General features: G+C 68.1%; 16 protein-coding genes. 6 read left to right on the top strand and 10 right to left on the bottom strand.

What is annotated here, in order from left to right:
* Positions 1–55 precede the first annotated feature (55 nt).
* The 3 genes from BS329_RS07300 to BS329_RS07290 all read left to right on the top strand — a co-directional run bounded on the left by BS329_RS07300 (position 56) and on the right by BS329_RS07290 (position 3061).
* A complete protein-coding gene (locus tag BS329_RS07300; protein ID WP_076157099.1) occupies positions 56–1672 on the top strand; it encodes an ATP-binding protein in 1617 nt (538 codons plus the stop codon).
* Positions 1669–2337, top strand: coding sequence for a response regulator (locus BS329_RS07295; protein WP_076157096.1), 669 nt, complete (start codon positions 1669–1671; stop codon positions 2335–2337). Before BS329_RS07300 ends, BS329_RS07295 begins: the two co-directional genes overlap by 4 nt.
* A gap of 175 nt (positions 2338–2512) precedes the next feature.
* Positions 2513–3061 carry a snapalysin family zinc-dependent metalloprotease gene (locus BS329_RS07290; protein ID WP_076157093.1) on the top strand — a complete coding sequence of 183 codons (549 nt, stop codon included), beginning with the start codon at positions 2513–2515 and terminating at the stop codon, positions 3059–3061.
* Between the two features lie 288 nt (positions 3062–3349).
* On the opposite strand, the gene BS329_RS07285 is transcribed toward BS329_RS07290, so the two are convergent.
* From BS329_RS07285 to BS329_RS07235, 10 genes are all read right to left on the bottom strand, one after another.
* Positions 3350–4603: a choice-of-anchor Q domain-containing protein gene (locus tag BS329_RS07285; protein ID WP_076157090.1), complete on the bottom strand. Its 1254-nt coding sequence runs from the start codon at positions 4601–4603 to the stop codon at positions 3350–3352.
* A gap of 241 nt (positions 4604–4844) precedes the next feature.
* On the bottom strand, positions 4845–5417 hold the full coding sequence (locus tag BS329_RS07275) for a hypothetical protein (protein ID WP_076157084.1): 573 nt from the start codon (positions 5415–5417) through the stop codon (positions 4845–4847).
* Positions 5418–5474: 57 nt separating this feature from the next.
* Positions 5475–6881: a beta-N-acetylhexosaminidase gene (locus BS329_RS07270; RefSeq protein ID WP_143252917.1), complete on the bottom strand. Its 1407-nt coding sequence runs from the start codon at positions 6879–6881 to the stop codon at positions 5475–5477.
* A gap of 1 nt (position 6882) precedes the next feature.
* Positions 6883–7758, bottom strand: coding sequence for a carbohydrate ABC transporter permease (locus BS329_RS07265; protein WP_076157078.1), 876 nt, complete (start codon positions 7756–7758; stop codon positions 6883–6885).
* Positions 7749–8708 carry a carbohydrate ABC transporter permease gene (locus BS329_RS07260; RefSeq protein WP_076157075.1) on the bottom strand — a complete coding sequence of 320 codons (960 nt, stop codon included), beginning with the start codon at positions 8706–8708 and terminating at the stop codon, positions 7749–7751. The genes BS329_RS07265 and BS329_RS07260 overlap by 10 nt, the downstream gene beginning before the upstream one ends.
* 5 nt (positions 8709–8713) lie before the next feature.
* Positions 8714–10000 carry an extracellular solute-binding protein gene (locus tag BS329_RS07255; protein ID WP_076157072.1) on the bottom strand — a complete coding sequence of 429 codons (1287 nt, stop codon included), beginning with the start codon at positions 9998–10000 and terminating at the stop codon, positions 8714–8716.
* A 12-nt stretch (positions 10001–10012) separates the two neighbouring features.
* On the bottom strand, positions 10013–11143 hold the full coding sequence (locus BS329_RS07250; protein ID WP_076157069.1) for a lactonase family protein: 1131 nt from the start codon (positions 11141–11143) through the stop codon (positions 10013–10015).
* Between the two features lie 27 nt (positions 11144–11170).
* A complete protein-coding gene (locus BS329_RS07245) occupies positions 11171–12559 on the bottom strand; it encodes a GntP family permease (protein ID WP_076157066.1) in 1389 nt (462 codons plus the stop codon).
* Positions 12556–14151, bottom strand: coding sequence for an N-acyl-D-amino-acid deacylase family protein (locus tag BS329_RS07240; protein ID WP_076157064.1), 1596 nt, complete (start codon positions 14149–14151; stop codon positions 12556–12558). The genes BS329_RS07245 and BS329_RS07240 overlap by 4 nt, the downstream gene beginning before the upstream one ends.
* 34 nt (positions 14152–14185) lie before the next feature.
* The gene (locus BS329_RS07235; RefSeq protein ID WP_076157062.1) at positions 14186–15490 is read right to left on the bottom strand and encodes an amino acid deaminase; all 1305 of its coding nucleotides are present in this window, start codon (positions 15488–15490) and stop codon (positions 14186–14188) included.
* A gap of 269 nt (positions 15491–15759) precedes the next feature.
* On the opposite strand from BS329_RS07235, the gene BS329_RS07230 reads away from it, so the two are divergent.
* Genes BS329_RS07230 through BS329_RS07220 form a run of 3 tightly spaced genes read left to right on the top strand, consistent with a single transcriptional unit; the run spans position 15760 to position 17878 of the window.
* Positions 15760–16737 (top strand): sugar kinase, encoded by a 978-nt coding sequence (locus BS329_RS07230; protein ID WP_084749515.1) that lies wholly within the window; start codon positions 15760–15762, stop codon positions 16735–16737.
* On the top strand, positions 16734–17498 hold the full coding sequence (locus BS329_RS07225) for an IclR family transcriptional regulator (protein WP_076157059.1): 765 nt from the start codon (positions 16734–16736) through the stop codon (positions 17496–17498). Before BS329_RS07230 ends, BS329_RS07225 begins: the two co-directional genes overlap by 4 nt.
* Positions 17495–17878, top strand: coding sequence for a RidA family protein (locus tag BS329_RS07220; protein WP_076157057.1), 384 nt, complete (start codon positions 17495–17497; stop codon positions 17876–17878). Before BS329_RS07225 ends, BS329_RS07220 begins: the two co-directional genes overlap by 4 nt.
* Positions 17879–17880 lie beyond the last annotated feature (2 nt).

Raw genomic sequence — 17880 nt, 5'->3', positions numbered from 1 at the left:
GAATTCCGGCCGGGCGGACCGAGCGGCCGGGGTACCGGTGTGCTGGTATGGGTGCGTGCCCTCGACGACGCCGATCCGGACCAGGCGCGGTTCTCTCGCCCGCCAGCTGCTGATTCTCCAGCTCGTGGTGCTCTTCGTGCTCGTCGCGGCAGGGGTGACCTTCGCCTATCTCGATTCCGTCAGGGCCACCGAAGACCGGGCGCGGGACAAGGTGACCGCGGTGGCCGAAGCGGTGGCGGACGCGCCCGGCGTGCTCGCCGCACTGTCCACATCGGATCCCACGCGGACCTTGCAGCCGTTCGCGCAGAGTGTCCGCGCGGACACGGAAGTGGATTTCGTGACCATCATGGACACGAACGGGATCCGCTACACCCACCCGAATCCGGAGCTGATCGGGCAGCCGTTCATCGGCAACATCGGTGAGGCGCGCCGCGGCGGCAAGGTCCTCGAGACCTACGCCGGTTCGCTCGGCCCGTCCGAACGGGTCGTGGTCCCGGTGCTCGGCACCGGAGGGCAGGTCGTCGCGCTGGTCTCGGTCGGCATCACCGTCGAGGCGATCGACGCGGAACTGCGCGAACGCCTGTGGCCGCTGATCGGTGTCGCCGCGGCGGTGCTGGTGGTCGGTGGGATCGGCAGTTCTCTGGTCAGCGCCCGGCTCCGGCGGCAGACCAGGGGAATCGCGCCCGGGGAACTGAGCAACCTGTTCGAGTACCACGAAGCCGTCCTGCATTCGATGCGCGAGGGGCTCCTGCTCGTCGGCGGTGATGGGCGGGTGGTGCTGTGCAACGACGGCGCCCGCGCGCTGCTCGGCGTCGACGGTGATCCCGTCGGCCGGAAGTTGTCCACCTTGGACATTCCCGAAGACCTCGTCGAAGCGTTCACGTCGGGGGAGGAGCGCACCGACGAACTCCACCTCACTGAAGCCAGGGTGCTCGTGGTCAGCACCGCGCCCGTGCGGTCGCGCGGCGAGGCGATGGGCACCGTCGTGATCCTGCGCGACCACACGGAACTCCAGGCGCTGACCGGCGAACTGACCACGGTCCGCGGACTGGCCGAAGCGCTGCGATCGCAGGCGCACGAGGCAGCGAACCGGCTCCACACCGTCGTTTCGCTGGTCGAGATCGGCCGTCCCGAGCAGGCCGTCGAGTTCGCGACCGAGGAACTCGCGCTGGCGCAGGAACTCACCGACCGGGTGGTCGGCGCGGTCGCCGAACCGGTGCTCGCGGCGCTGCTGCTGGGCAAGGCGGCGGAGGCGAGCGAACGCGGCGTCGAATTCACGATCACGCCCGACACCGTCATGGAGGACTCGGACACCGGCGTCCCGCCGCGGGACCTGGTGACCATCCTCGGCAACCTGATCGACAACGGGATCGACGCGGCGGCGGGCAACGCCGGCGAGGGCGGGCGGCCCGGCGTCGAGGTCACCGTCCGGTCCGGCGCGGAGGGGTTGCTGCTGCGGGTCGCCGACACCGGCCCCGGCGTGGCCGACGTCGAGGACGTCTTCCGGCGCGGCTGGTCCACCAAACCCGAGGACGGCCACGGGCTCGGCTTGGCACTGGTGGGTCAGGCGGTGCGGCGGCACGGTGGGACCATCGACGTCGGCCGCGACGAGGGCGCGGTGTTCACCGTGCGCTTGCCGCTGAAAACACCGCCGAAGGAGCCGGCACGATGATCAAGGTGCTGGTCGTCGAGGACGAACCGGTCGCCGCCGACGCGCACCGGGTGTACGTCGAGAGAATGCCCGGCTTCTCCGTGTCCGGCGTCGTCCACTCCGGCGGCGACGCGTTGCGGTTCTGCGAACGCGAGCCTGTCGACCTGGTACTCCTGGACTTCTACCTGCCGGACACGCACGGGCTCGCGGTCTGCCGTTCGCTGCGCGCGGCCGGACTCCCGATCGACGTCATCGCGGTGACCTCGGCGCGCGATCTGGCGCTGGTCAAGGCCGCCGTGTCGGTCGGAGTGGTGCAGTACCTGCTGAAACCGTTCACGTTCGCTTCCCTGCGGGAGAAACTCGAGCGCTACGCCGAGTTCCGTGGCGCTTCGGGCGAGGTCACCGGGCAGGCCGAGATCGATCGGGCGCTCGGCACCCTGCGCACCACCGAACGGCAGGCGCTGCCGAAGGGGATGAGCGGGCAGACCCTGGAGGCGATCACCGAAGTCCTCGCCTCGGCCGCGGACGGCCTGTCCGCCGGGGCGGCCGCGACCGCGATCGGCGCCTCCCGCGTCACCGCGCGGCGCTACCTCGAATACCTCGCCGACAACGGCCTCGCCCAGCGCGAGCCGCGCTACGGCCAGGTCGGCCGCCCCGAGGTCTGGTACAAGCCGAAAACCGTATAACGACCTATACGGCTGCGCGATGCCGCGGCATCGTTGTATGCGAACACGCGCATGTCAATAGGGCGAAAGTGTTGGTAAATCACCAGCTGGCGGAAGCGACGAAAGTGGGTGCCCGTTCTCGGGTTTCGCTCCTAGATTCACGAACCATTCCGTTGTCCTCACAAGGAGTGGGTCCATGGCAAGGAAGTTCTTCGTCTCCGCGTCCGTGAGCTTGGCGCTGCTCGCCGTCCCGGTCACCGCGGGTCAGGCCACGGCCGCGGTCCAGCCTGCTCAGCAGACCGTGGCGGCGACCACGGTCTACTACGACGCCTCGGGAGCGCCCAGCTTCCGTGCCGCCATCCAGGCGGGCGCGGCGAACTGGAACAACTCGGTGTCCAACGTGAAGCTGCAGGAAAGTTCGTCGGGGGCCACCCTGCGCTACACCGAGGGCAACGACCCCCGGGGTTCGTACGCCCAGACCGACGGCCACGGCCGCGGCACCATCTTCATCGACTACACGCAGGCGCGGCAGTACGACCAGACACGGATCGCCGCGCACGAGACCGGTCACGCGCTCGGCCTGCCGGACAACTATCAGGGTCCGTGCTCCGAACTGATGTCCGGCGGCGGCCCCGGCCCGTCCTGCACCAACGCGAAGCCGAACGCGCAGGAGGTCTCGCGGGTGAACTCGCTGTGGGCCAACGGCATGCTGTCGGCCGGCACCATGCAGCGCATCTACAACTGACGCTCCGGCTCCAGCTAAGTCCGTGAAGGCCTCCTCCCTGCTCTCAAGGTAGGGTCCCGGCAGAGTCGGGATCTTGCAGGTCAGGAAGCTATTCTTCACGGGGGACATACCGGTTGCGGAGCCCCTCCGAGCGAGGAGGATTTCGGACGTTCACCGTCCGAAATCTTCCCCGCTCGACCCTTACGGGCACCAGCGGTGTCAAATCCAGTGAGAGCAGCGCTGACCAGCAGCTCTGCAACTTTGCCGGGCCTCTGCTCTCAAGGTAGGGAAGGAGGCCTTCACGACGTTCTAGCCCTGGAACTCGTAGGCCCCCGCGTCGACCCGGGCACCGGCGTGGACGGGATTCCCGTCGACGTCACGATCGTCGTACTTCGTGGTGCCGAGGTCGATCGCCGGGCTTCCCGCCTTCAGCACGAGGTTCGTCGCCGAAGTGAACTTCGGATCGGCGACCTTGTCAGTCGCGCCCACGGTGAACTGCCGTAGCCCGCCGAAGTAGACATTGTGGTCCGTCGCGGTGAAAGCCGGGTCCGTGTAGCCGACCTTGTACGCCGCCTGGACGACGTTCTGCGTCATCTTCAGCACCTGGTTCGTGCAGCCGCCGTAGCAGACGAAACCCTCCGACTCGGCGTTCGAGAGCCGGAGCGAGTTGTTGCGGAACACCGTCCCGAGCACCGGCCCGTTCCCGTCCTCGGCCCCGCGCGTGATGATCCCGCCGCGTGTCCTGGCGCCGAAGATCGCGTTGTACTCGAAGACGTTGCCGGTCGAAACGCCGTCGGGATCCTCGGCGTCCGTGCCGAGTTCGGTGAAGGTCTCGTTGTCCTCGGAGACGTTGTGGTGGATGACGTTGCGGGAGCCGTAGAAGATCTCGACAGCGGCGCCGTCCAGACCACCGAAGTCGTCAGACTTCGCGATCGAGCCGCTGATCCGGTTCCAGCCGATGTCGGAGTCGTTGCCCTGGACCAGTACGGCGAACGCGCCGGAGTCGTCGTTGCCGCCGGGCGTCACGACGGTCATGTGGTTGTTGTCGACGAGGTCGTTCTGCGTGACCTCGGTGTGGTCGGCCGACGGCGCGATGTAGACGCCCGCGCCCGCGCCGGTAATGAGGTTCGACAGCACCTTGTTGCGGTCGCCGGTCACCTTCACGCCTGCCCACGAACAGCGGCCCGCGTCGGCCGCGACGCCGATCTGGAGGTCCTGCACCACGTTGTCGTTGCCGCGCAGGTCGACGCACGCTTCGGTGTCGCCCTTGACGATCGGGCGGGCGCCGGTGCCGTACGCCCCGATGGTGACGCCGGAGCCCTTCACGGCGAGGCCGCTGGGCCAGTTACCGCCTCGCTTCAGCAGCACGGTGTCGCCGGGTGCCAGCGTGGTCGCGGAGACCTTTGCCAGCGATTTCCACGGTGTCTGCTGCGAGGTGCCGCTCGCGGTGTCACTGCCGGAGACCTGATCGACGTAGTAGGTCTTCGAAGCGGCTTCGGCCGTGGTGAATCCGGTGCACGCGAGGGCGGCGAGCACGCTGACGGAAAGCAGTTTCCAGGACATTCCGCGGACCGTAACCACCCGTGGCACAAGGGTCGTACAAAGCCGCCGTCGGCTCCAGCATGATCCGATGCATCGGGCTGGGTCGGCGACGGCGTCGTCGAAGGTGATGTCCTGCGGGTGCTCTACAACCGATACGAGACGACGGGGCCCGGCGGACTCGACTTCCGGCGTACCGTGGCCTCGCTGGGTCCCTCAAGGAGTCCTTCACGGACTGCCAGACCGCTCCGCTCGACCGGCCGGGTCAGCCGACGTCCCGCGGTGATTCGATGGTCAAGGGGAGCCGAGCGCCGTCGGTGAGCTGATTCAGCCGGGTCACCGTGCGGTCCAGCTGCTCGGCCAGGCGCGGGATCGTGCTGGACGGCAGGTAGGCCTCGGCTCCGGCGTCGAGGAGACGGCGAACCGGGCCCTCGTACTTGACCCCCAGCTCGGCGTCCTCGATCTCCGTGATCACCACCCGCGCCTTCGGGTACAGCGCCCGGAAGTTCGCTATCAGCTGCGGACTGACCGGCGGTACCAGCAGGACGTCGACGCTCGGGGGCGCCGAGTGCAGGTCCAGCACGAGATAACCGGGGCCGAGCCGCTCGGACAACGAGTCCCGCGCAGACCCCGACAGCTTCATGGCGGTGGCCACGACCGTGACGTCCTCGGAGTCGGAGTCCGTCGCAGCGACCTGAGCCGTGCCCGTTATCGTTCCGATCGTCTCGCCGTCCCGCGTGATGCGCACATCCTCACCAGGGCCGAGGGAACCGAGGAGCGCCACGAGTTCTTCAGGAAGCTGGGTGGCGTCGACCCACCGCTCGGACTGATCACTCATAAACCCATGATGGCCCCTTCCTCACCCAGGGAGCGAGGAAGGGGCCGTCACGTACTGCTAGCGCGGCCGTCCGGGCACTCCCGGCCGGGTCTGCCAAGGACGCGGTCCGTCCAGCGGCCGGTACTCGACGCCCAGCGCGTCCAGCCGCGGCAGGTGGTGATCCCGCAGGCGCGGCAGGAACTCCGCGTAGTCCCGGCCTTCCGGGCTGCTCCACGCCACTTCGGCGAAAGCACTCAACCGCGGGAAGGCGGCATAGTCGACGCGGCGCACGGTGTCCAAATGCTCCGCCCACACCTGGGCCTGCGTGCCGAGGATCGTCCGGTCGGCGGGGAAATCCGCGGGCACCGGCTCGTAGCCGTAGACGTCCTCCAGTGTCCGCAGATAGCCGACGGGGATCGGCTCGTCGGGGTGGTCCGACTGCCGGTGGTCCAGGTACACGTGGTCTTCCGGGCACATGACGACGTCGTGTCCGGCCGCGGCGGCACGGGCTCCGGCCGCCTCGCTCTGCCACGAGCCGATGACCATCGGCGGCAGGCCGCCCGCTTCGAGCACCTCGTCCCAGCCGAGCGGACGACGTCCTCGTTCGACCAGGTGCTGGGCGATCTCGCGGACGAACCGGCCGTGTTCCTCGGTCGCGCCGGGTACTTCGTCACCGCCGAGCGCGATGACCTCCGACGGGAAGATTTCCAGCACATGGTCGAAGACGCCCTTGAAGAAGTCCACAGTGGACTTCTCCGTGTTCAGCAGTGACGTGCTGATGCCCCAGCTGGTCCAGACCTCCCACGGTTCGGCGGTTTCCGGGCCGAGTTCGGGGTAAGCCGCGATCGCGGCCCGCGCGTGCCCGGGGATGTCGACTTCCGGGACCACGGTCACCGAGCGCGAGGCGGCGTACGCGACGATCTCGCGGAGGTCGTCGGTCGTGTAGAACCCGCCGTGCGGCCGCCCGTCGCGTTCCGGGCCGTCGTGCCGTCCGACCATGGACGACTTCCGCCAGCCGCCGATCTCCGTCAGCTTGGGGAACTCGGGGATCTCGATCCGCCAGCCCTGATCGTCGGTCAGGTGCAGGTTGAGCACGTTGAGCTTGTGCGCGGCGAGCAGGTCGACGAACCGGAGCACCTCGGCCTTGGTCCGGAAATGCCTTGCCACGTCGAGAAGGCAACCACGCCAGCCGAAGCGCGGATGGTCGGTCACCACCCCGCACGGGATCGTGGTTTGTCCACTGTGGATGGACACGGCGCGGAACGCGTCCGGGCCGATGAGCTGCCGGAGCGTCTGGCGGCCGTACAGCTCGCCTGCCGCGTCGGCCGCGTGCAGCGTCACGCCGGACGGGTCGATCTCCAGCCGGTAGCCCTCGGCGGGCAGCCCGGCATCGATGCGAACGTCCACTTCGGACGGTATCGGACACTGTCCCGGCAGCGGTTCCACCGAAACGGGACGGGGTAGCAAAGTTTCGAAGCCAGGCATGTCAGCCCTTCACCGCGCCGCCCATGACGGACACGAGTCGTCGTTGCACGAGAATGAAGAACACCAGCACCGGGATGGTCATCAGGGTCGAACCCGCCATCACCGCGCCCCAGTCGGTGTCCTCCGGTTTGAAGAACACCAGGATCGCCAGCGGGAGCGTCTGATTCTCGGTGTTGGAGATGATGAACGTCTTGGCGAACAGGAAGTCGTTCCAGGCGTGGATGAACGCCAGCACGCTGATCGCCACCAGTCCGGGTGCCACCAGCGGGAAGAGGATCTGCCAGGTGAACCGCATCCGGCTCGCCCCGTCGATCTTCGACGCCTCTTCCAGTTCCTGTGGCACCGCCGCGACGAAACCGCGCAGCATCCAGATCGCGAACGGCAGGCTGAACGCCAGGTGCACCAGGATCAGCGAGCCGAGGTGGTTGGTGCCGAACGCCGGCGCGACGTCGCCGACCGATCGCATCAGGAAGAACAGCGGAATGGTCAGCGCCTCGACCGGCACCATCTGCGCCACCAGCACCATCACGAGCAGAACGGTCTTGCCCTTGAAGTTGAACCGGGTCAGCGCGACCGCGGAAAGGAACGAGAGCAGCAGCGACAACGCCACCACCACGACGGCGACGATCACGCTGTTCAGGAAGAACAGCGCGAAGCCCTCGCCGCTGAGCACCCGTTCGAAGTGCTCCAGGGTCGGCGTGAGCGTCCACGGCCGCGGGTTCTCCGCCTGGATCTGACCGGTGGGCTTGAACGCCGAAAGCACCATCCAGTACACCGGGAACGCGACCATCCCGGCGATCACCACGCAGATGATCTCGGCGATCAGCCTGCCGGGCTTCTTGACCCGCCTGGTCTTCGGCGCTGTCGTCACACCCATCCCGCGCTCCGGCGTTGCGACCGGACATACAGCCCGGTGATGGACAGCAGCAGCAAGGTCATCACGACTCCGAGCGCCGCGCCGAGACCGTATTCCTGTCCGGCGAAGGCCTGTTGATAGGCGAAGACGTTGAGCACGAGGTTGTGCCCGGCCACGCCGCCGCCGTTGGTCATCACGTAGATCTGCGTGAAGATCTTGAAGTCCCAGATGATCGACTGGATCGTGGCGATGGTCAGCAGCGGCCGCACCATCGGCAGCGTGATCGACCACGTGGTGCGCCAGGTCGACGCGCCGTCGAGGTACGCGGCCTCGACGACCTCTTCCGGCACGCCCTTGAGCCCCGCGTACATCGTCACCATGACGAACGGGAAGGAACACCAGATGACCTCGGCGGCGACGAGCCCGAACGTGCTGTAGGTGTCGAAGGTCCAGGAGTGGTTCGCCATCCCGGTGAACCCGAGGCCCGAGAGCACCTCGTTCACCAGGCCGAAGTCCGCGTCGAATAGGAACAGCCAGACGTACGAGCCCGCCATCGCCGGTGTCGCCCACGCGGCCAGCGCCGCCAGGAACAACGGGACCCGTGCCCACGAGCGGACCCGGGTGGCCAGCACGGCCAGCCCCGTCCCGAGCGCGAGGCTGCCGACGACACAGACCGCGGTGAAGCCGAGGGTCTTGGCCAGCACCTCCCAGAACTGCACGTTCTCCAGCAGGTCGGTGTAGTTCTGGAAGCCGAGGAACACCAGCGGCGCGTTCCCGACTGCCTGCGGCTGGCCGTAGTCGTAGAACGAGATCAGGACGAGCTGGTAGATCGGGTACACCAGCATCGCCAGCAGCAGGATGCCGCCGGGGGCCAGGTAGAGCAGGGCGGCCCGCCCGTCCCGGCGACGGCGGGGGGACCGCCGTGCCGGGACGGGCGAGGCCGCGGTGCGGGAGATTTCCTTGGTCACCATGAGCGCTAGCCGAACGCCTTGTTCATCTCGGCGGCCGCGGTGGCGAGTGCGGCCGCGGGGTCCTTGCCGCCGGTCGCGATCTGCTGGATCGCGGTCGGCAGCACGTTCTGCGCGTCGATCTTCGACCACGCCGCGGTGGCGGGGACGAACTTCGTGCCCGCGGTGAGCGTGTCGACGAACGGCTTGACCGACGGGTCGCTCGCGGCGACCTTCTGCTGGACACTGCCGAGCGTCGGCAAGTTGCCCATGGCGATGTACATCTTCTCCTGGTACTTCGCGCCGCCGAGCAGTTCGGTGAACTCGACCGCGAGGCTCTTGCGCTTGGTCGCGCTGAACACGCCGAGCAGGTTGCCGCCCGCGAACGCCGGGGCGACCTTGCCCGCCTCGGTGCCCGGGATCGGGATGATCGTGTACTTCCCCTTGACCTGACCGGCTTCCACGGCCTTGCGGTTGAAGTCACCGCCGATCGACATCCCCGCCTTGCCACCCGCGAACGCCGTGATGCTCTGCGTTCCGGTGAGGTTGGCGCACTGTTCGGGCGGGCAGATGTCCGCCTTCAGCAGGTTCGCGTATGCCGCCACCCCTGCCTTCGACTGCTCGGAGTCCACAGTGGACTTCCACTTGTCGCCGTCCTGCTTGGCGATCTCGCCGCCGTGCGCCCACAGGAACGGCAGCATCGCGTAGGTGTACTTGCCGCCGACGGAGATGCCGTACAGCTCCGGCTTCTTGGCGCGGATCGTCCTCGCGGTCTCGGTCAGTTCCGCCAGTGTCGTCGGCGGCTTGAGGCCGAGTTCGGCGAAGAGGTCCGTGCGGTAGTACAACGCGCGGATGCCGGTGAACCAGGGCAGGCCGTACGTCTTGCCGCCGGATTTGGCCGTTTCCAGCACGGCGGGGAGGATGTCGGAGCCTTCCTTCCACGACGACAGGTCACCGGTCAGGTCGACCAGCGCGCCGGTGGCGGCGTAGCTGGAGACGTCGGTGTTACCGAACTCGGCGACGTCCGGCGCGCTGGCCGGGTCGTTGAAGGCACCGGAAAACTTGTCCGCGCGGCCTTCCACCGGGATCCACTGGACGTCGACCTCGACCCCGGAATGCGCCGCCTTGAACTCGGCGATCGCCTCCTTGACCGCGGCCTCCTTCGGCGCGCGGTTGGCCTCGTCGAACAGCCAGACCCGGACCGTGCCGGTCTTTTCGTCACCGCCGCCGCCGGCGGCGGGGGTGTTCTGGGCCGGCGCGCAGCCCGCTACGAGGCCGATCGCCGCGAGGCCCGCGATGAGGACGCGAGTTCTCATGGGAGTTTCTCCTTATGCGAAAAAGACGGAATTTACCTGGGGGAGCGCCAGCTTCCCGGCTACCGCGCCGGGGAGACCGGTGCCGGGATCGCGCGGCAGCCAGCTGAGCGTGCCGGACTTGTCGCTGGAGACGTAGAACCAGCGTTCGGTCGGGTCGAGCGTGATGTGGCGCGGGTATACGCCGCCGACGGGTGCGTTGTTCAGCAGTTTCAAGGACTTCCCGTCCTCGCCGACGCCGAACGAAGCGATCGTGTCGGAGCCGCGCACCGACGCGTAGACGAACCTGCCGTCCTTGGACGTGGTGATCTCGCCCGGGTACTGCGCGCCCGGCGTGCCCGCCGGAACCGCCGGGACGACCTGTCCGGCGGTCAGTTTCCCGGTGGCCGGGTTCCACGCCGCGACGGTCACTTCGGCACGCAGCTCGCCGAGGATGTAGGCGTACTTGCCGCCTGCGTGGAAGGCGAGGTGCCGGGGCCCGGCACCCGACGGGAGCTTCAGCTGCTGGTTCAGCTTGAGTTTCCCGGTGGCGACGTCGAGTTTGTAGACGTAGACCGAATCCGCGCCGAGGTCGACCGAGAGCACCCATTTGCCGCTGGGGTCGTTGACGACCTGATGGGCGTGCGCGTCCCGCTCGGCGCCCTTGTGCTGGGCCAGGTCGACGACGTCGCCGAGTTTCCCGCCCGCGAGGATCGGGAGCACGACGACGCTGCCGCTGCTGTAGTTCGCGGCCAGCACGTACTTCTGGCTCGAGTGGACGGTCAAATGTGTCGGGTGCTTGCCCTTGGCCGACTTCTTGTTGAGCAGCCTGGGCTTCACCGGATCGGCGAGGCTGAGCGCGGAGATCTGGCCGTTTTCGTCCTCGTTGGTCACGTAGAGCGTCTTGCGGTCGGCGCTGATGTCGAACCAGGAGGCGTTGCTGACCCCCGGAATCGTCCGGTCGACGACCAGCGCGTTCGTGGTCGCGTCCCGGTGAGCGACATCGAGCCCGTGCCCGGAACTGGTGTAGCTGCTGATGTAGATGGCCCCGGTTCCCTTCGGTCCGCAGGTCTGTTCGGAAGCGTTCGCGAGGTGGGAACCGAGAACGGTGGTGAGCCCAGCCGCTCCGACGGCGCCGAGGAAGGTGCGTCGATCGAGTCCGGTCATCGTGATCTCTCCCAGCTTTCAGGTGGTTTAAACCACTGCCATGAGCAATGCTGCCACGCCGAAACCGGAAACGGAAAGGACGGTTTCCAATACGGTCCAGGTTTTCAGTGTTTGCGGCACGGTCATGTTGAAGTACCGCGAGATGATCCAGAATCCGCCGTCGTTCACGTGCGAAGCGATGATCGATCCGGCCGAAATCGCCACGACCAGCAGTGCGAGCTGGATCTGCGAGTAGCCCAGCGTCGCCACCGTCGGCGCGACGATGCCGCTCGTGGTCACGATCGCGACCGTCGCCGAACCCTGCGCGATCCGCATGCCGCAGCTGATCACGTAGGCCGCCAGGATGACCGGGAGACCGGCGTTGTCCAGGGAACCCGCGACAGCCTTGCCGATACCGGTCGCGGACAGCACGGCGCCGAAGAACGCGCCCGCGCCGACCACCAGCAGGATCATCGCGACCGGGCGGAGCGACTTCGCCGAAAGCTCGCTCAGATCCTTGCCGGTCAGGCCTCGGCGCAGACCCAGCAGCCACGACGCGAGCAGCACCGAGATCGTCAGCGCGACCGCCGGGGTGCCGATGAACGCGGCGACACCGGCCGGTGCGGAATTCTTGGGCAGCCAGATGCTGCCGAAGGTCCCGGCGAGGATCAGCACCAGGGGGACCGCGATGATCGCCGCCACCAGCTTGAGCGACGGCGGGTTCTCCTCCTTCTCGCCTTCCTCCTCCGCCACCAGGAATTCCTCGGGAACCTGGACGTCGATGCGCTTGCCGATCCAGGTCGAGTACGCGACACCGCCGATCAGGAACGCCGGGATACCGCAGACCAGACCCATCAGGATAATCCAGCCGAGTTCGACATGCAGCAGACCGGCCGCGGCCACCGGGCCGGGATGCGGCGGGAGGAACGCGTGCGTGATGGAAAGACCGGCGAGCAGCGGCAACGCGTACAGCACCAGCGAACGGCCGCCCTGTTTGGCGGCGACGTAGACCAGTGGCGCCAGCACGAAGATGCCGATGTCGAAGAAGACCGGGATACCGAAGACGAAGCCCGCCAGGCCCATCGCGAGCGGCGCCCGCTTCTCGCCGATGGCCCTGAGCAGCGCGCTGGTGAGCACCTTCGCGCCGCCGGAACGCTCCAAAATGGACCCGAGGATCGTGCCGAGTCCGATGATCGCGGCGATATGCCCGAGGATCCCGCCGAAACCCTTTTCCAACAGGGAATCCGACGCCTTCTGTGCGGAGCCGACGATCTGCCCGACCGGCAGGCCCGCGGCCAGCGCGGTCAGCAGGCCGACCACGATCAGCGCGATGAAAGGCTCCAGCTTGACCTTGATGATGAGGAACAGCAAAACCGCGATCGAGACGGCGGCGAGGGTCAGGAGACCTCCCGTCGAATGTTGGAGCCAGTCGATCATCGGGCACTCCCGGGGTTCCGCAGTGAATGGCCGGCGAGGGCGCCGGTCGGTTGACCATCGTCGATGGCGGCGACACCGTTGACGAAGACATGGGGGATACCGGCGGCCTGCTGCCGCGGTTCGTCGAACGTGGCGGTGTCGGCGACGGTTTCCGGGTCGAACAGCACGAGATCCGCCGCGTACCCCGCGCGGACGAGACCCCGGTCGGTCAGCCGCAGGCGTTCCGCCGCGCGGCCGGTGAGGTGGGAGACGCATTCGGCGAGGTCGAGGACGCCGAGTTCGCGGACGTAGCGCGCGAGGTACCGCGGGAACGTGCCCCAGGCGCGGGGATGCGGCCGGGCGCCGACGAGGAGCCCGTCGCTGCCGCCGGTGTGCGTGCGGTGCCGCATGATCGCCTGGACGTTCTCCTCGTGCCCGACGTGCATCAGGCAGGACGTGCCGAGCTTCTCCGAGAGCAGGACGTCGAAGTACAGCTCCGCGGCGGCCTTCCCGGCACGCTGCGCCGAAGCGGCGACGGAATGCCCGACGAGGTGCGAATTCTCGTCACGGCGAACACCGTTGATCTCGATGGCTTCCCAGTCGATCGGCACGCCGTGGGCGCCGTCGGATCCGGTCTCCTCGATCTCGGCGCGGATCCGCTCGCGGGTGTCCACATCGGACAGCCGGGCGAGGGTGGCGTCGAGCCCGCCTTCGGTCGACCAGCTGGGCAGCAACGCGGAAAGGTAAGTGGCGCCGGGAAGATAGGGATAGGTGTCCAGCGTGATGTCGCAGCCGTCGTCGAGCGCCTGGTCGAGCAGCTCCAGCAGCTGGGGTGCCTTGCCCTTGTTCACCGAGAAGTTCATCGTGGCGTGCGCGAGGTGCAGCGGGCACCCCGAACGGCGGGAGACGTCGACCATCTCGCCGAACGCTTCGAGCGCGCCCTTGCCGTAGCTGCGGTGGTGCGGGCTGTAGAAGCCGCCGTTTTCCCCGACGACCCGGCACAGCTCGACGAGTTCCTCGGTGGTCGCGTACATCCCCGGTGTGTAGGTGAGCCCGGACGACATGCCCATCGCGCCCTCGGCCAGCCCGGTGGCGATGAGTTCCTTCATCGCGTTCATCTCGGCTTCGGTCGCCGGCCGGTCGTCCCAGCCGACGGTGAGCATGCGGACGGTGCCCTGCGGCACCAGATAGGCCGCGTTGACCGCGACCCCGGCGTCGAGCCGGTCGAGGTATTCCCCGACCGAACGCCAGTTCCAGTCGAATCCGGCGGGATCGTCGTTCCATCCGGCGAGCTGCTGGCGCAGCGCCGCGAGGACGTCGTCGTTCACGGGTGCGTAGGAGAGGCCGTCCTGCCCGAGCACTTCGGTCGTGACGCCCTGCGAGAGCTTCGCGAGGTGATCCGGGTTCGCGAGCAGCTGGAGGTCGGAATGCGAATGCATGTCGATGAACCCGGGCGCGAGCACGAGTCCTTCGGCGTCGATGGTGCGGCGGCCCGCGAGCGAGCCCGGTTCGGCGACACTGGCGATCCGGCCGTCGGTGATGCCCACGTCGTGCCTGGTGAGCGGATCCCCGGTGCCGTCGGCGACCAGTGCGGAGCGGACAACGATGTCCATGGCGATTCTTCCTCTGCGGCGAGTGGAGGACGGATCAGAAATGGGTGCGGACGAAATCGAGCACGGTCTCGCCGTCGGGGCCGACGACCGGGATGAGCGGCCATTTGTCGAACACGGTGCACGGATGCGACAGGCCGAGTGCGATCCAGTCGCCGACCTCGACCGGCGACGATGCGGGCAGCGCGAGGAAGGCGTGCTGGTCGTTCATCTTCTGGATGGAATGACCTTCGAGCGCGGACGTCCGCCCGTCGCCCTTGCGGAGCAGGCGGGGCTCGGGCATGCCTTCGTCGAAGGACGCGTCCCGTTTCCCGATGGTGAGCAGCGCGAGTTCGTCCGTCGGCTTCGACGTCACCTGCGCCCAGGCGCGCAGCGCGGGACGGAACGAGGCCACGCCGCCGATGCGCGGGTTTTCGCCCAGGGGCGAGATCACGCGGTAGAAGCCGTCGTCGTGGGTCACGTAGGCGCCGCTGCGCAGGATCGGCAGGACGTCCAGGCCGCGCCAGTCCTTGGTGAGTTCGTCGGCGACCCGGTCGAAGTAGGCGCTGCCGCCGCCGGTGACGATGATCTGACCGGCGTCGTCGAGCAGGCCCTTTTCGGAGAAGGTGAAGACAAGTTCACGCAGGCCGTCCACATAGGAGCTGATCAGCTGGAGCGACTTCTCGTCGGTGTGGTGGGAAAGCGCGCCTTCGTAACCGCCGGAACCACGCAGCCGCAGAGCCGGGCTCGCGTGCGCGGCTTCGGCGACGGCGAGGGCGGTGCCGGCGTCACGGACACCGGTCCGGCCACCCTCGGCGCCGAGTTCGACCAGGACGTCGACCTTGCGCCGGGCGCCGCGCAGGGCCTCGGTCATCAGCTCGACACCGCGGACCGAGTCGACCCAGCAGACGAACTCGAAGTCGTCGTCGGCGTCCAGTTCCGCGGCGAGCCACTTGAGCCCAGACGGGTCGAGCAGCTGGTTCGCCAGCAGGATCCGGGAGACACCGAAAGCGCGGTATATCCGCAGGTGCCCGGCGTTCGCGCAGGTGATGCCCCATGAGCCGTGCTTCAGCTGCCGCTCGAACAGTTGCGGCGCCATCGTCGTCTTGCCGTGCGGGGCCAGCGCGACACCGCGTTCGGCGCACCAGCCTGCCATCGTGCGGAGGTTGTGCTCGACGGCTTCCTCGTCGAGCACCACGAACGGGCCGAAGAAGCCGTCGTCGAACAGCTTCGCGCCGCGGGCGGCGGCCTCGCCGATCGTGAGCCCGGACAGCGAAGGCGCCACCGAGCGGAAGCGCCAGTCGACGCGCTCCTCCCGGACGGCCGCGACCGCGGCGGAATCGATGGTGCCGGCTTCGAACATGGGGTTCACCTCGGTTGCGTATGTTGCAACGGACGTTGCGCATATTGCGTGGGATAGGTGTAGCATCCGGTCCGCTAGAGGTCAACGGGGTGACGACGAGGAGACGCGGAAGTGACAGGTGAGCCTTGGCCGCCCGGGAATCTTTTGATCTTTTGGGGTCGCGCCGTTTCGACCGGAGGCCCCGCTATCGCGATGGCGGGGCGCATTCCGGTCGAGAGGCGACATGATCCCGCGACGTGCGCCTTGTCAGCGGGATGGCGGTCGGCGCGATGAGAAGCACTGACGTGTTGTGCATCGGGGAGTCGATGGCCTTGTTCGTACCGGCCGAACCAGGGCCGCCCGACGAGGTACGGAAGTGGGTGCGGACGATCGGCGGCGCCGAATCGAACGTCGCCTGCCATCTCCCCGCGCTGGGGTTCGCCAGCGCCTGGGTGAGCGCTGTCGGCGACGACCCGTTCGGCCGTGCGCTCGTGCGCGAGATCGCCGGGGCCGGGGTGGACGTCAGCGCGGTCGTGGTCGACCCGACCCGTCCGACGGGGCTCTACATCAAGGAAAGCGGCGCGCACGGCAGCCCGGTGCGCTACTACCGCAAGGGCTCCGCGGCGTCCGGAATGGACGCCACGCTGCTGGGGAGACTCGATCTCGACGGGGTGCGCGTGATCCACCTGTCCGGGATCACGCCTGCGCTGTCGGATGGTTGCCTCGACCTGGTGCGGGCTCTGCTGGAGCGGCCGCGCGGGGACACGCTGGTGTCGTTCGACGTGAACTTCCGGCCCGCGTTGTGGACCGGGCGTGACCCGTCGGTGCTGGCCGAACTGGCCGCTCGCGCCGACATCGTCCTGGCGGGCGACGACGAGGCCGAGCGGGTGTGGGGGACCGGTGATCCCGAGCGACTGCGCGCCGCGGTGCCCGGACCGAAAACGCTGGTCGTCAAACACGGGGAGCGCGGGGTGACGCTGGTCGACGGCGACGAAGCGCCGCTGTTCGCGCCCGCGCTGAGGGTCGACGTCGTGGAGCCTGTCGGTGCCGGTGACGCGTTCGCGGCGGGCTTCCTCGCCGCCACCCTGCGTGGTGACGATCCCGCGACCCGGCTGCGGCGCGGCCATCTTCAGGCCGCGGCCACCCTGCTCACCCACGACGACGTGGGGACTCCGCTGCCCGACTCCGTCGTCGAGGCCCTGATCGGTGCGGATGAGGCATCCTGGGCGTCGGCCAAACTGACGGACAAGGGATTGGTGAGCGTATGAGCCAGAGTTTGGACAGGGCGCTCACCCTGTTGAGCGGACTCGCCCGCGAGGCGAAGACGCTGGATCAGCTCGCCGAGGAGATCGGCGTGCACAAGTCGACCGTGCTGCGGCTGCTGCGCACCCTGGAGTCGCACCATTTCGTGCGCAGGGAAGGGCAGCGGCACTACCGTCTCGGCAGTGCCCTCTTCGATCTCGCGCAGCAGGCACTGGAGGACCGCGACGTCCGCCGCAGCGCGCAGTCCGCGCTGGCCGGGCTCAACGCGCGTACCGGGCACACCATCCACCTCGCGTCCTATGAGGACGGTGAGGTGGTCTACATCGACAAGTTCGAGGGCAGGCATTCGGTGCGGATGTACTCCCGCATCGGGAAACGCGCCCCGCTGCACTGCACGGCCGTCGGCAAGGTGCTCGTCGCCGCGATGACGCCGGAGAAGCGGGCGGACGTGGTCTCGAGGATCGACTTCTTCGTCCGCACGCCGAACACGATCACCACGCCGTCGGCCTACGAGACCGAACTGGATCTCGTCGCCGACCGCGGCTACGCGGTGGACAACGCCGAGCACGAGGACTTCATCCACTGCATCGCCGCGCCGGTCCGCGGCCCCGGCGGCGTGGTGCTCGCCGCCGCGTCGATCTCGGTGCCGAAGGTACTGCTGGACTACGACGGCCTGATGGGGCTCGTGCCCGAACTGGCTGCCGCCGCCGAAGAAGCTTCCGTCCACAGTGGATGGACGGGGAACCGAAAGGGGAAGTCGGAATGAGCAAGACCGCGATCAGCACGGAGAACGCGCCGAAGCCGGTGGCCGCGTTCTCACAGGCGGTCCGCAAGGGCAACATCCTGCAGGTGGCAGGCCAGGTCGCCTTCGACCCGGCCACCGGCGCCATCGTCGGCGAGACCGTCGGTGAGCAGACGGAGCAGACCTTCAAGAACATCGAAGCGGTGCTCGAGGCCGCCGGCTCGAGCCTGGGCGACGCCCTGATGGTGCGCGTGTACCTGACCGACGTCGACCACTTCGGCGCGTTCAACGAGGTCTACAACAAGCTGATCGGCGAAGCGCCGCACCCGGCCCGCACCACCGTGTACGTCGGCCTGCCCGCCGGGCTGCTGGTGGAGATCGACGTCCTGGCCGTGGTGGACTAGCC

It is taken from the genome of Amycolatopsis coloradensis, from assembly GCF_001953865.1.
Classification (GTDB): Bacteria; Actinomycetota; Actinomycetes; order Mycobacteriales; family Pseudonocardiaceae; genus Amycolatopsis; species Amycolatopsis coloradensis.
Note: the sequence above shows the minus strand (reverse complement) of the source record. Positions and strands in the feature narration are given on the sequence as shown.

What these genes read in the sequence shown, in the direction of transcription:
- BS329_RS07270 (WP_143252917.1), bottom strand. Translation starts at nt 6,881, where the DNA reads ATGCCTGGCTTCGAAACTTTGCTACCCCGTCCCGTTTCGGTGGAACCG.
- BS329_RS07255 (WP_076157072.1), bottom strand. Translation starts at nt 10,000, where the DNA reads ATGAGAACTCGCGTCCTCATCGCGGGCCTCGCGGCGATCGGCCTCGTA.
- BS329_RS07265 (WP_076157078.1), bottom strand. Translation starts at nt 7,758, where the DNA reads ATGGGTGTGACGACAGCGCCGAAGACCAGGCGGGTCAAGAAGCCCGGC.
- BS329_RS07250 (WP_076157069.1), bottom strand. Translation starts at nt 11,143, where the DNA reads ATGACCGGACTCGATCGACGCACCTTCCTCGGCGCCGTCGGAGCGGCT.
- BS329_RS07240 (WP_076157064.1), bottom strand. Translation starts at nt 14,151, where the DNA reads ATGGACATCGTTGTCCGCTCCGCACTGGTCGCCGACGGCACCGGGGAT.
- BS329_RS07295 (WP_076157096.1), top strand. Translation starts at nt 1,669, where the DNA reads ATGATCAAGGTGCTGGTCGTCGAGGACGAACCGGTCGCCGCCGACGCG.
- BS329_RS07220 (WP_076157057.1), top strand. Translation starts at nt 17,495, where the DNA reads ATGAGCAAGACCGCGATCAGCACGGAGAACGCGCCGAAGCCGGTGGCC.
- BS329_RS07235 (WP_076157062.1), bottom strand. Translation starts at nt 15,490, where the DNA reads ATGTTCGAAGCCGGCACCATCGATTCCGCCGCGGTCGCGGCCGTCCGG.
- BS329_RS07275 (WP_076157084.1), bottom strand. Translation starts at nt 5,417, where the DNA reads ATGAGTGATCAGTCCGAGCGGTGGGTCGACGCCACCCAGCTTCCTGAA.
- BS329_RS07285 (WP_076157090.1), bottom strand. Translation starts at nt 4,603, where the DNA reads ATGTCCTGGAAACTGCTTTCCGTCAGCGTGCTCGCCGCCCTCGCGTGC.
- BS329_RS07245 (WP_076157066.1), bottom strand. Translation starts at nt 12,559, where the DNA reads ATGATCGACTGGCTCCAACATTCGACGGGAGGTCTCCTGACCCTCGCC.
- BS329_RS07260 (WP_076157075.1), bottom strand. Translation starts at nt 8,708, where the DNA reads ATGGTGACCAAGGAAATCTCCCGCACCGCGGCCTCGCCCGTCCCGGCA.
- BS329_RS07230 (WP_084749515.1), top strand. Translation starts at nt 15,760, where the DNA reads ATGAGAAGCACTGACGTGTTGTGCATCGGGGAGTCGATGGCCTTGTTC.
- BS329_RS07290 (WP_076157093.1), top strand. Translation starts at nt 2,513, where the DNA reads ATGGCAAGGAAGTTCTTCGTCTCCGCGTCCGTGAGCTTGGCGCTGCTC.
- BS329_RS07225 (WP_076157059.1), top strand. Translation starts at nt 16,734, where the DNA reads ATGAGCCAGAGTTTGGACAGGGCGCTCACCCTGTTGAGCGGACTCGCC.